The 13,639-nt window shown below is 29.4% G+C and carries 14 protein-coding genes; 1 reads left to right on the top strand and 13 read right to left on the bottom strand.

All coding sequences use genetic code 11. The annotated features are described in order from the left end of the window. Positions 1-16 precede the first annotated feature (16 nt). On the top strand, positions 17-1,081 hold the full coding sequence (locus LQE93_RS12005) for a CotS family spore coat protein (RefSeq protein ID WP_186838078.1): 1,065 nt from the start codon (positions 17-19) through the stop codon (positions 1,079-1,081). 37 nt (positions 1,082-1,118) lie between these two features. On the opposite strand, the gene ppdK is transcribed toward LQE93_RS12005, so the two are convergent. The 13 genes from ppdK to LQE93_RS11940 form a co-directional block, all read right to left on the bottom strand. Beyond that, on the bottom strand, positions 1,119-3,749 hold the full coding sequence (gene ppdK / locus LQE93_RS12000; protein ID WP_231073827.1) for a pyruvate, phosphate dikinase: 2,631 nt from the start codon (positions 3,747-3,749) through the stop codon (positions 1,119-1,121). Between the two features lie 140 nt (positions 3,750-3,889). Beyond that, a complete protein-coding gene (locus LQE93_RS11995) occupies positions 3,890-4,528 on the bottom strand; it encodes a helix-turn-helix transcriptional regulator (protein WP_055267452.1) in 639 nt (212 codons plus the stop codon). 180 nt (positions 4,529-4,708) lie between these two features. After that, a complete protein-coding gene (locus LQE93_RS11990) occupies positions 4,709-5,341 on the bottom strand; it encodes a DUF4342 domain-containing protein (RefSeq protein ID WP_231073826.1) in 633 nt (210 codons plus the stop codon). 8 nt (positions 5,342-5,349) lie between these two features. Then, complete coding sequence (gene recO, locus LQE93_RS11985) at positions 5,350-6,099, bottom strand: DNA repair protein RecO (RefSeq protein WP_055267448.1); 750 nt, start codon at positions 6,097-6,099, stop codon at positions 5,350-5,352. 6 nt (positions 6,100-6,105) lie between these two features. Continuing rightward, entirely contained in the window at positions 6,106-6,996 is an 891-nt protein-coding gene (gene era, locus LQE93_RS11980; RefSeq protein WP_055267446.1) for a GTPase Era, read from the bottom strand. A 10-nt stretch (positions 6,997-7,006) separates the two neighbouring features. Next, a complete protein-coding gene (locus tag LQE93_RS11975) occupies positions 7,007-7,408 on the bottom strand; it encodes a cytidine deaminase (protein WP_055267444.1) in 402 nt (133 codons plus the stop codon). Positions 7,409-7,551: 143 nt separating this feature from the next. Next, complete coding sequence (locus LQE93_RS11970) at positions 7,552-8,253, bottom strand: diacylglycerol kinase (RefSeq protein WP_231073824.1); 702 nt, start codon at positions 8,251-8,253, stop codon at positions 7,552-7,554. A 17-nt stretch (positions 8,254-8,270) separates the two neighbouring features. Then, positions 8,271-8,771 (bottom strand): rRNA maturation RNase YbeY, encoded by a 501-nt coding sequence (gene ybeY, locus LQE93_RS11965; RefSeq protein ID WP_055267440.1) that lies wholly within the window; start codon positions 8,769-8,771, stop codon positions 8,271-8,273. Between the two features lie 68 nt (positions 8,772-8,839). Beyond that, positions 8,840-10,909, bottom strand: coding sequence for an HD family phosphohydrolase (locus LQE93_RS11960; protein WP_231073822.1), 2,070 nt, complete (start codon positions 10,907-10,909; stop codon positions 8,840-8,842). A gap of 27 nt (positions 10,910-10,936) precedes the next feature. Continuing rightward, entirely contained in the window at positions 10,937-12,076 is a 1,140-nt protein-coding gene (gene yqfD / locus LQE93_RS11955) for a sporulation protein YqfD (RefSeq protein WP_231073820.1), read from the bottom strand. Positions 12,077-12,081: 5 nt separating this feature from the next. After that, on the bottom strand, positions 12,082-12,360 hold the full coding sequence (gene yqfC, locus LQE93_RS11950; RefSeq protein ID WP_055267434.1) for a sporulation protein YqfC: 279 nt from the start codon (positions 12,358-12,360) through the stop codon (positions 12,082-12,084). 503 nt (positions 12,361-12,863) lie between these two features. Further along, a complete protein-coding gene (rpsU, locus tag LQE93_RS11945; protein WP_055267432.1) occupies positions 12,864-13,040 on the bottom strand; it encodes a 30S ribosomal protein S21 in 177 nt (58 codons plus the stop codon). Positions 13,041-13,154: 114 nt separating this feature from the next. Continuing rightward, entirely contained in the window at positions 13,155-13,499 is a 345-nt protein-coding gene (locus LQE93_RS11940) for a histidine triad nucleotide-binding protein (RefSeq protein WP_055267430.1), read from the bottom strand. Between the last annotated feature and the right edge of the window lie 140 nt (positions 13,500-13,639).

Below are 13,639 nucleotides of genomic sequence, written 5' to 3'. Positions count from 1 at the left end.
ATAAGGAGATATTTATATGGCTTCTGAGAAACTTTTATTTAATAATGATGGCTTGTCTTTAACTAATATAAAAAAATATATATTACCTCTTTTCTCATTAGAAAATGCTACTGTATCTATGATAAAGTTTAAAGATACTGATAAACAAAGAGCAGTTTTTAAGGTAGAAACCCAAAGTAATTCCTATTGTTTAAAAAAAGTGTATTATAACGAAGAAAATTTACTTTTTGTTTATTCTGCCATGGAGTGGTTATATAGAAATAATTTAAACGTCCCTAGGTTAATTCCTTCAAAAAATAATTCTAGGTTTGTACTCTTTAACAGCATGATTTTTATATTAACACCTTGGATTGACGGTGATAAATGTGACTTTGATAATCCTACTCACATAAATCTTTCTTGTCAGACACTTGGTAAAATACATAAAGTCTCAAAGAACTTTTTTCCTATAGAAGGGAGTACAGAAAGAAAAGGGCTTGAAGATTTCCACTTATCTACAAGCAAACACTTTAATCAACTTTTAGAGAATGCTAATTATGCAAGTACTATAAAGGATAGATTCTCTAATATTTATTTAGATAATCTTGATTATAACCTAGATTTAGCCAAACTGTCTTTGGAAATTTCATCCACAATAGACTCTTCAGAATTATCTACATCACTATGCCACGGTGACTATGTAAATAAAAATATAATTATAGATAATCAAAATAAGGTTTTTATCATAGATTTTGATAAGTGCAAATACGACTATAGTGCCTATGATTTATCTTATTTTTTAAGACGATTGCTAAAAAGACCTACAACTAATTGGGAAACAAAGATAACTATTGACGTTTTAGATAGTTATCTAAAAGAAAATTATCTTACACCTTCAGATTTTAAATATATATTAGCGTATTTAGCATTCCCTCAAAAATACTGGAAGATATCAAGAGACTATTATAAGAATATAAAGAAATGTAATAAAAAATCATTTGTTACACTTTTAGAGAAAGGCCTTGACAGAACTTCAAATCAACTAGAATATGTGAAAAATATGATTGTAGTTTTAGAAAAATATTATAACGTTAAATTTTAAAAAGGAAGTGTTTCCACTTCCTTTTTTTATATTTTAACTATCTTGGATTTTTAACTTGAGCTTGTGCTGCAGCAAGTCTAGCAACTGGCACTCTGAATGGTGAACAAGATACGTAGTTTAATCCTACATTGTGGCAGAATTCTATTGAAGATGGATCTCCACCGTGTTCTCCACAAATACCAAGTTTAATATTGGGTCTTGTTGATTTTCCTTTTTCTACTGCTATTTTAACTAATTGACCAACACCATTTTGGTCTAATTTAGCAAATGGATCTTGCTCATATACTTTTCTTTCATAATAGTCATTTAAGAACTTAGCAGCATCATCTCTTGAGAATCCAAATGTCATTTGAGTTAAGTCATTTGTACCAAATGAGAAGAATTCTGCTTCTTTAGCAATTTCATCTGCTGTTACAGCTGCTCTTGGGATTTCTATCATAGTACCTACTAGGTATTCAAGCCTAACTCCCTTTTCTTCCATAACAGTTTCAGCTGTTCTAACAACTATATCCTTAACGAATTTTAATTCTTTAACATCTCCAACAAGTGGGATCATTATTTCTGGAACAATATTATATCCTTTATTATTCTTAACTTCAATAGCAGCCTCTATTACAGCTCTAGTTTGCATTTCAGCTATTTCAGGATAAGATACAGCTAATCTACAACCTCTATGCCCCATCATTGGGTTAAACTCATGTAAGCTTTCAACTGTAGCTTTTAAATCTTCAAAAGTTAATCCCATAGTCTTAGAAAGTTCTGCGATTTCCTCATCTGTATGAGGTAAGAATTCATGTAGTGGTGGATCTAAGAATCTAATTGTTGCTGGCATTCCTTCTAATGCTTCATAGATTCCTATAAAGTCTTCTCTTTGCATTGGAAGTAATTTTTCAAGAGCAACTCTTCTTTCTTCTTCATTCTTAGCTACTATCATTTCTCTCATAGCCATTATTCTATCTTCAGCAAAGAACATATGCTCTGTTCTACAAAGACCTATACCTTCAGCTCCAAACTCAACTGCTTGCTTAGTATCTCTTGGAGTATCAGCATTAGTTCTTACTTTTAATGTTCTTATTTCATCTGCCCATCCCATGAATGTAGCAAAGTGTCCAGAAATTTCAGGAGTAACTGTATCAATAGCTTCTCCGTAAACATTTCCTGTTGAACCATCTATTGAAATGTAATCTTCAGCAGTATAAACTTTTCCGTTTACTTCTAAAGTTCTTGCTTCTTCATTAACCTTTAAAGTTCCACAACCAGCTACACAGCAAGTTCCCATACCTCTAGCAACAACTGCTGCATGAGAAGTCATTCCTCCTCTTACTGTTAAGATACCTTCAGCTGCTATCATACCTTCAATATCTTCTGGAGAAGTTTCAAGTCTTACTAAAACTACTTTTTCTCCTGCTGCAGCTCTTTCTTTAGCTTCTTCAGCAGTAAATGATATCTTACCACAAGCAGCTCCTGGAGATGCTGGAAGTCCTTTAGCTATAGGTGTAGATTTCTTTATTTCAGTAGTATCAAATGTTGGATGTAATAAAGAGTCTAATTGCTTAGGTTCTACCTTTAATATAGCTTGTTCCTTAGTTAACATACCTTCTTCAACTAAATCAACAGCTATCTTTAATGCAGCTTGAGCAGTTCTCTTACCATTTCTAGTTTGAAGGAAGTATAATTTACCTTCTTCTATAGTGAACTCCATATCTTGCATATCTCTGTAGTGGTTTTCTAATGTATGAACTATATCCATAAATTGTTTGTATATAGCTGGGTTTTGCTCTTCTAATTTAGCTATTGGAAGTGGTGTTCTTATCCCTGCAACAACATCTTCACCTTGTGCATTCATTAAGTATTCACCATATATTTCTTTTTCACCAGTAGCAGCATTTCTTGAGAATGCAACTCCTGTTCCTGAAGTTTCTCCCTTATTACCAAATACCATTTGTTGAACGTTTACCGCAGTTCCCCATTCTCCTGGAATGTCATTTAATCTTCTATAAACTATAGCTCTTGGGTTATCCCATGATCTAAACACTGCAGTAACAGCTTCTATTAATTGTTTTTTAGGATCTTGGATGAACTCTTCACCTTTTTCCTTTTTGTATAATTCTTTATATTTAACAACTAATTCTTTTAAATCATCTGCTGTTAAGTCAGTGTCAAAATGAACCCCTCTATCTTCTTTCATTTCATCAATAAGATTTTCAAATAATCTCTTTTCAACTCCCATAACAACATCTGAGAACATTTGAATAAATCTTCTATATGAATCATATGCAAATCTTGGATTGTTAGTAAGTTTCGCCATAACTTCAACTGAAGTATCATTTAATCCAAGGTTTAATATTGTATCCATCATACCTGGCATAGAAACTCTAGCCCCTGATCTTACTGAAACTAACAATGGATTTTCTAAGCTACCAAACTCTTTCCCAGTAGTTTCTTCAAGCTTTTTAATATTTTCTTGTATTTCTTCTATTATTGCATCTGATATTTTCTTACCATCTTCATAATACTTGTTACAAGCTTCTGTTGTTACTATAAATCCTTGTGGCACTGGGATCCCTAGTTTGGTCATTTCTGCTAAATTTGCTCCTTTACCTCCAAGAAGGTTCTTCATTGTTTCATCGCCTTCACTGAAAAGGTAAACATACTTCTTTTTATCCATCTCAATACTCCTCCGTTCAATACAATTATAAATATATATACTATCGAAGCTCGGCTCCGTAGCTAACCCATTTTATAAATTTTATTGTTCTATACCATTTTTTATACCCGTTAATTTTTTATACCCGTTTTTTTATTACCCTAATTATTTTCTCCAAGTTTTACAAATAACTTTGTAATATTAGTCTTTGATATTTTACCCACAATTTTATACTCGTCTTTTTCTTTTGAACTATCTTCAATTTTTTCTACTATTGGTATACTATCAATTTCATGTTCTATTATTTTCTTTGCTAATGAATATGCACTATCTTCTTGAAAACCATATATTATATTTGGCATTCTAGTCATAATAACTCCTACTGGAACCTTATGTATATCTGTTCCACCTATTGCAATTTTTAAGAAATCTTTTCTTGAAACAGCGCCTACTAAAACATCATTGTTTTCAACGAAAATTGTACCTATATCATTTAAAAATAAAAACACAATTGCATCATATACCGTTGTTGCTTCATTTACCGTAGCTGGTTTAGACATTATAGTTTCAGCTTTAATATTTGATAAATTATCTAATATATCACTATTTAACTTACGTCCTACATATACGTAACCAACCTTAGGTCTAGCATCTAATATCCCAATCATAGTTAAGATGGCTAAATCTGCCCTTAATGCTGCTCTAGTTACACCTAATTTACTTGCTAAAGCTTCACTTGTGACAGGCTGTCCTTCTTTAACTAATCTAATTATCTCTTCTTGTCTTGATGTTAATTTCACTTTACCCCTCTTTTCGACTTTTTAGGGAATATTCAGACAATTTAGATTTATTTGATATTTACAGTATAATTATAACATTTTATCAAATTTTGACTATACTTAATTTTCTGAAAAATCAGTCAAATTAGCTGATTATCCCCTATTTCTTCTATTTACTGGAACTATACCCCTGTTTATCTATTAATTACTTCCTTTTTCTTCCTCTTCAAAATTTACAGTATACACAAATGTGTTATTATCGTTCTCTTTAGAAACTATATTCTTATCATATTTTTTTAATGCATCAATGTTAACTTCTGATACTTTTTCTTTAACTACATCCGCAATATCTGAAGCCTTATCTTTTGCATCATTAACTGCCTTAGATATATACTTATTCACCACTTCTACAGTTCCATCTGCTTTAGTTATTTCTATCGTTACTTTTGTTACTACAGCTGCAACAACTACAAAAGCCAAAATTGGTGGAATTATAACTGCAATAACAGCAGCTGCTATACCAGCATTAACAGGTACATCTACAATTGTATCTCCATCTTTTGATACTTTTATTCTTGATATATTCCCCTTATTTATTAAATCTTTAAGCCAAGCTTTAAGTTCAGCTATTGTTTCTGTATTGTTATTAACAGTACCACCAGTACTATTTTCAGCTCCAATACCATTTTCATATTTTTCTTTAGCCTTTTCTTCTAAAAGAATTATAGCACCTAAAACATCACCGTTTGTAAGTTCTAAAGCGCTCTTAGCCTCTGCATAAGATACTCCAGTTCTTTCTTTAACTTTATCAACTTGTTCTAATGTTATTTCCATATTTCTCACTACTCCTTAATATAATTTAACATCTCTAAACTCTTAGGACGTTTTGAATAATTTGAATAAATTATATACGTTGTAACTTTCTCAATCTGTTTTTTAACTTCATCCGTTAGATTTAATCTATAAACCTTATCCATTGGTGTATTGTTTAAAAATCTCAAAGCACTATATGCAGCTCTAGATATATAAATTCCACCTACTTTATTACATTCATCACATACTCCCCCAAAATTATTTAATGAGATATACGTAGATGAATTTATAGGTTTTTTACATATGCTACAGTTATCAAATACCAATCCATATCCTGTTGCTTTTAAAACTCTTAATTCAAAAGATCTTATTAAAAGTTCATAATCTAAAGCATCAGTATTTAATAAATATAGACATGTTATAAAATCTTTAAAAAGATTAAAATTTTGTTCTCCATCTTCTACACAAATGTCTATAAGCTCACATACGTAAGAAGAATATGTAAGCTTATCTAAATTATCTAATAATCCTTGAAAAGAATTTATAATTTTACCTTCTTGAAGATTATAGAGGTTTTTTCCCTGAAAAAGTGAATAATCAGCAAAGCAAAGAGGCAAAGTCATAGATAAGAATTTGCTTTTACTTTTCTTTGATCCTCTTGCTATAGCTGTAACTTTTCCGGCAGCTTCTGTATATATCCAAATAAGCTTATCATTTTCTCTATAATCCTGTGATTTCAAAACAACACCTTTAGTATTTAAAAGTGCCAATAAATCCACCCCTAATTATTTCATTTTCTTATATCCTAATTCCTTAAGTAAAAGATTATTATCTCTCCACTCTTTTCTTACTTTAACCCATATTTTTAAGTTAACTTTAGCACGTAAGAATCTCTCTATCTCATATCTTGAAGTTTCCCCAATTTTCTTTAAGCTAGTTCCGTTTTTCCCTATAATTATTCCTTTATGAGAATCTTTTTCACATATAAGATCTACTTCTATATGATATGTTCCATTTTCTTTTTGTTTCATCTGAATAACATCAACAGCTATTCCATGAGGCACTTCATCTCTAAGATTTCTTAAAGCCTTCTCTCTTACTATTTCAGATACTATAAATCTTTCTTGAACATCTGTTATCATGTCCTCTGGATAGTATTGAGGTCCTTCAGGCATATAATCTTTCATTAAGTTAACTAAAGTATCTACATTTTTACCCTTTAATGCTGAAATCGGAATTATTTCTTTAAAGTTATACTCTGCTGAATACATTTGTAGAGTCTTAGCCACCTTTTCATGACTATTTTCATCAACCTTATTAACAACTAAAAATACTGGTGCCTTTTGTTCTTTTAAAGCTTCTAAAATGAACTTATCTCCTCTTCCGATCTCTTCATCTGGATTTATTAAAAATAATACTAAATCTACTTCTTTAATAGATTCCTTTGCTGAATTAACCATAAATTCACCAAGCTTATGCTTTGGCTTATGTATTCCTGGTGTATCAACGAAAACTATTTGATAGTCCTCACCTGTTAATATAGTTTGAATATTATTTCTTGTAGTTTGGGGTTTATTTGATACTATTGATAATTTTTCCCCCATTATTTGATTTAGTAGTGTTGATTTCCCTACGTTTGGTCTACCAACTATTGTTACGAATCCTGATTTATACATTAATTTCCTCCTAACCATTTAAATCTTTCTTTGAAAAGATTCCTGGTAATATTTCATCAAATGTTTTTACTAAATAATCATTTTCATTTTTTATTATTATAACAGGTATAGATGTATCTACTACAAACTCAGCAATTACCTGTCTACATATACCACATGGATATGTATAAGCGTTTGTATCTCCAACTACAGCTATAGCCTTTATTTCTCTATTTCCTTCATACACACCTTTAAAAATTGCAGTTCTTTCTGCGCAATTAGTTCCACCAAAAGATGCATTCTCTATATTACATCCTGTATATATATTTCCATCTTCAAATAAAACTGCTGCTCCAACTTTAAAATTTGAATATGGGCAATATGCTTTTTCTCTTGCTTCTAATGCTTTTTTAACTATTTCTTTGTAATCCATATTTTCAGCCTCCATTCTTAAATAGTATATCACATTTAAATTTATTGTCTTCAAATATCATAAATTTTTTTAAATATTTTTTATTTCCATAACTGAATTAATGAACTAACTATTATGTCTAAATCAAAGATTTAGAGACTCACTTATAGTTTAAATATAGTGAATATAAAAAGCGTTAATAAAACACCCAAAAGTGCTCCTACAATAACCTCAAAAACTGTATGCACTTCTGAGTCAACTCTACTTTGAGCTGTTATAAAAGCCATTAAGTAAGCTAATATTATACATATTGGTTCTTCTGTAATTAATGAAATAGCAGTTGATAAAGAAAATGCTAAAGCACTATGCCCACTTGGCATTCCTCCTTTTAAAGGAGTTCCTTCTCCATATATAGCTTTTATTATAACAGTTGCTAAACTAACTATTACAAGAGCAATAAATATCATATATGGTTCTGAATTTTTCATTTTATGAATAACTCCATAAGATATTTCTTCGAATTTATCCCAAAATATAATATATCCAACTAAGACTGCATTTATAGCAGTTATCAACACTGCCCCTGCTGCAGTGTTTTTCGCAACTTTTGCTAATGGATGATAATAATTAGTATTTAAATCTATAGCTGCTTCAATAGCTGTATTTATCATCTCAGCCATAAATACACTTGTTATAGTTAAAGCTAAAATTAAAAATTCCACTTTTGATAAATCAACAAAAAAACATGCTAATAAAACTATAACCGCTCCAATAGTGTGTATCTTCATATTTCTTTGAGTTCTTATAGCATAAATTATACCATTTATAGCATGATTAAAACTCTCCAACAACTTTCTCACTCCCATAATTCTCACCCTTTTAATTATCTCTTTATATCTAACCCATTTAATATTTCCTCTTCTCTAGTTCTCATTATCTTCTTTTCATCTTCTTCCATATGATCATAACCAAGTAGATGTAATATAGAGTGTACAACTAAATAGCATACTTCTCTTTTAAATGAGTGATTATATTCTATACTTTGTTCCATAGCTCTCTCTAACGACAATACCATATCACCTAAAACTAACTCATCTCCATCCATATACATAACATCAAACTTCTTATCTTTATATACGTCCTTAAAAAATTTGCCTTTTGGATAATCTAGCATAGGAAAAGATAATACATCTGTAGCTTTATCTATATTTCTAGTTTCTTTGTTAATTTCTCTAATCTCTTCGTTGTTCACAAATAATAATGAGATTTGACACTTTTGTTTTACCTCCTCTTTTTCTAAAGCATAAATACAAACCTCTTCTAGTTCCCTTATAAATTCTTCTGTAACCTCTATTTGATTTTGTCTATTATCTGTATATAACATATTTTTCTCCTTTAATTCAAAATTTATTTTAATAAAATGGGAAGGTAAAAACCTCCCCGAATATATTATTATTTTTCTTTTGGATATTCTACCCTTTGATGATAAACACCAATTAAAACTTTCAAGAAACATTTCTTTATATTTTCTATATCTCTTAAAGTTAAATCAGAATCTATTAATTGATCTGATTGTAATTTATCTTTAAAGATATTATTGACCATTTCCTCAATTTTCTCTTTAGTAGGCATAGGAATCGATCTAACAGCAGCCTCAACACTATCAGCTAACATTATTATTGCTGCTTCTTTAGTTGATGGAATTGGTCCACTATATCTAAAGTCTTCTTCTTTTATTTCATCAGGATTATCAGAGGAATTCTTTAAAGTATAATAAAAATACTTAACTAGCGTTGTACCATGATGCTGTATAATTATATCTTGAATAACTTCTGGTAATTTATACTCTTTTGCTAATTCCAATCCGTCTTTAGCATGAGAAATAATAATTTGAGTACTCAAAGTTGGCTTTATTCTATTATGCGGATTTTCTCTTCCCATAAGATTTTCTCCAAAGAATATAGGCCTCTTAAGCTTACCAACATCATGATAATACGATCCAATTCTCGCTAAGATAGGATTTGCATCAACAGCCTCTGCTGCTACCTCAGCTAAATTTGCAACCATTAAGCTATGATTATAAGTCCCTGGAGCTTCCATTAACAACCTTTTTAATAATGGACTATTTGGATTTGATAACTCAAGCAATTTCATATTAGTGACTATCTTAAAAGCACTCTCTAGAAAAGGTGTAAAGCCTATGGCAAATATACCCGATAATAATGCACCTAAAATAGAAAAAGTAACTTCAGACACAATCATCTTAAAATTATTTGATACTAATAACCCTGTAGCTAATGTAACTATTGCAGAAGCTATAACCATATATAAAGTCGCTTGTAAAACTTCATTTCTACCATTCACCTTTTTTATCGATGTGCAAGCAACTATTATATTAACTATCCCTAAAATAATCACTTGTGGATTAAAACCTGTAATAATTGCTATGAAAACTAAGTTCAATGTATTTAATACAACTGATAGCTTATAATCTAATAATAAAGTCATAATTAAAGCAGTACATCCTATTGGAATTACAAAAGGTGAAACAAAATTTAATGACCTCGCCATAATTATAGATACTATATTTAAAATAACAATCATAAATACTACTTTAGTATTTAATAAAAGGCTTAATCTTTCCTTCTTCATATATAGATATTGAAGTTCTAATGTTAATAATACGAGTACAGCTAAAACTATATAAATGAATAAGTATCCTTTATCTACTCCATCGCCTAAAATACCAAGTTCTGTTAATATTTCAATTTGAGATTGAGTTATTGGCTCTCCCTCTTTTACAACTATTTGATTTTTTTTGATATACTCTTTTGGTGCTAATTTTAGAGCTTCAGTAATTTTTTCATCAGTTTTATCTTTATCGAATACCCAGTTAGGTTTTATTTGAGAATACGCCATGTCTTTTAATATATTCTTCAAGTTTTCATCTAACTCTGATACATCTATTATATCATTAGCAATATTTTTAGCATCATCAATAGTTTTTGCCTCTATATCTTCATCATTTTCATCTTTAATATTATTTTCATAAACCTTTTCTAAAGCACTCAATAATATCCATTGCATCTCTGTAGCTTTTTCATTAGTTATCGATAATAATGTCTTATAATTATTATCAGTTAACGTAAAACTATCTAATTTTTTCAAAGTTTCTATCTTTTCTTTTTCAGATGCTTCACTACTTTTTAAATTTATTAATTTAGTAAAAAATGTTGTTACATTTTTACTCGCTTCAATTTTTACTTCACCTTTTAATGAATATACCTTCTCAACACCTTCTATTATCTCATTTTCTTTAGCTTTAGTCGCCTCTTGATTAATTATGTCTCTCGGTGCTTTTATATCTACTTCCGCTATATCTCCAGCCTTCAAATCATATTTATTTGGAGCAACAGCTGTAAGCATTATAAAATAAGTTATTATAAAAACCATAGTAAACAAAAAACTTCTGCGCCATTTTTCCTTAGAATCTCCAAAACCTTTTTCATCCAACTTTTTCATGTGCTCACCTTCTCATCCCATTATATGTTAATATTGTACAGGAATATCGTTCACTATATTTTTTTCTACTACAAAAACTACTTTTATAGTTAAATTCCCATCACTATCTAGTTGCTTCTTTACAATCTTATCTACTACTTTAGAATCTCTAGTAAGGTCTTTTTTCAATGATTCTTCTAAACTTTCTATAGCTATTTTTTCGGCTTCTTCTTCAGTAATATCTACTTCTTTTTCTATTCTCTCATAATATACCACTTCATTAAATATTTTTCCACTCTTTTCTATTCTATCATACTCTTTAAAGTCTTTTATAGCCTTCTTTAAATATATTTTTTTTCCAAATATACTAATGTAATATTCTGTTTCTCTTTCTCCACTTCTTTCAAGCTTTGTGCCAGTTAATTTTAACTGCATTGTTTTTTCATAAAAAGTATTAGCTATAACAATCCCCCTAGGTGCAATAATATATTCTTGCCCTTCTTTACCATCTATGCCTTCTATTAATACATCTCCCTTTTTAACCATTTGTTCCTGTTTAACTGCTGATCTTCCAGCATAGGTATATACCTTAACTACTTCTCCATCCTCAGTAGCAACTAGATTTCCATATTGCCCATTCCATTCTGTAGGAGGATTTATTTTTTCTTCTATGGTTACATTCAAAGTAGATCCCTCTACTCTTACTCTAAGCCAAAGTATCTCACTATTGGCATTTTCCAACTTCTTTTCTATATCTTCAACAACTATATCACTTTTGGCCATTCCTGGCTTTATCCCTATTTCTTTTAGTTGCTGTCTTATTTCAAATGGTGATATATTTTCTTGTACATTTATATCTATTGCCCAAACATAATTAGATAATAAAAATATTACCACTAAAAATAACATCAACCCAACCACTAAAGAAATTTTACCTCTCATATTTCTAAGCCAAAATATGAATCCCCTTCTTTTTACTATACTAATTTTGCCACCAAGAGTTTGTATAACTTCACAAACTTCTTCATAATTAATATAATCTATATCTAATCTTATAGTAGAAATATTTTTCTTATTTATTTTATATATGTTTATATTTCTATTCCAAAATATGTTCAAAATCCTATCAGGATTTAGAAGTTTTATCTCTACCGTTATTCTCCCTGCTCTAATATTATTCATCCCCATACCAATCACTCCTCATAAGATATTGAAGCAAACTTTCCACTAATAGTTATTGTTGATGTTGCTATATATAATATTTCAAAACCTTCTCCTTTTATAGATATTGGCCCTAACTTACTATTTACCCTTATCTCATCTTCATTAAAAGTTAATATACCTTTATGATTTTCTATAGTAACTTCTTCTTTACCTATAACTATTATCTTGGGTACATCTAATACAACATCTTTTGGAAGATCTAACTTTTCAATTAGTATAGTTCTTTTTTTATTTAACTTTTCCCCCATTTTATTTCCTCCTAATTAAAGTCTCTCAATGTACTTTATGATAAAGTAAGGAATAAAATCACAAAATAATAAAAAAAGAACTCAATTTACATTGAGTTCTTTTTCATTATCTTAATAGTTATAATTTCTAACTTATAAGTCTTCAAATCTACTTTGCATTAAAATAATTGGCATAACTGATAAAATAAGTTAACCTATATTTTTAATGTGATTATCCCTTTATCTGTAGCTGTGTTTATACAATTTATAAATTCTATTTATTTAATTGCTGAGGAAGGTAACTTATAAAGATTTAAATATTATAAATCTTTTATAATTCAGTTATCAAATTAAATTCAATAAATACCTTTTATTTTTGCTAAAACCTAGAAATCTATAAAAAACAACCTGGTATTACTATTTTCATTTCATTAATAACATAGCAGATTTTTCACAACTATATTCTTGATATAGTTATTTAATTCATATAGTTATTATCTAATTAATAACATTACAAATGAATACTACTTAAACTTTCTCTTTCTTGCAGCTTCAGATTTTTTCTTTCTCTTTACGCTTGGCTTTTCGTAGTGTTCTCTCTTTCTTACTTCTGAAAGAACTCCAGCTCTAGCGCACTTTCTCTTAAATCTTTTTAAAGCACTTTCTAGTGTTTCATTTTCTCCAACTTTAATTTCTGACATCTATTATCCCTCCCTCCGCTAGCTCAAATTAATTTTTAACTCAGCTACGGGCTTAATAACACACGCTATATTATATAATATTTAGACTTAAACTGTCAATAATAAATAACTTTTCTAGCCTGGTGGCCATTGCAATCCTCTTCCAGCAAGAATATGGAAATGCATATGTCCTACTGTTTGACCTCCATCTTCACCACAGTTATTTACTATTCTATAGCCACTCTTATCAATTCCAAGCTCTCTTGTTATTTTATTAATTACAAGGAAAATATGTGCAACAATTTCACAATTTTTTTCATTTATTTCATTTGCACTTACTATATGCTCCTTCGGAATTACTAAAAAATGAACTGGTGCTTCTGGACTTATATCATAAAAAGCTAAAACCTTATCATCTTCATATATTTTCTTAGATGAAATTTCACCTTTTATTATTTTACAAAAAATACAATCCTCCATAAATTCACCTCCTTTTATTAGTTATAAATAACAAATGATAAGTTATACATAAAAAATATGAAATTTATTAAAAATCTATTAAAGAAATCTTCTAAATAATAATTAACGTATTTTTATTTTAACCTAACTTTGTAAGCTTT

Origin of the sequence: Clostridium sp. NSJ-145 (genome assembly GCF_021044725.1) — a bacterium.
In the GTDB taxonomy this organism is placed as follows: Bacteria; Bacillota; Clostridia; order Clostridiales; family Clostridiaceae; genus Clostridium; species Clostridium disporicum_B.
This window is presented reverse-complemented; position numbering and strand designations above follow the sequence as displayed.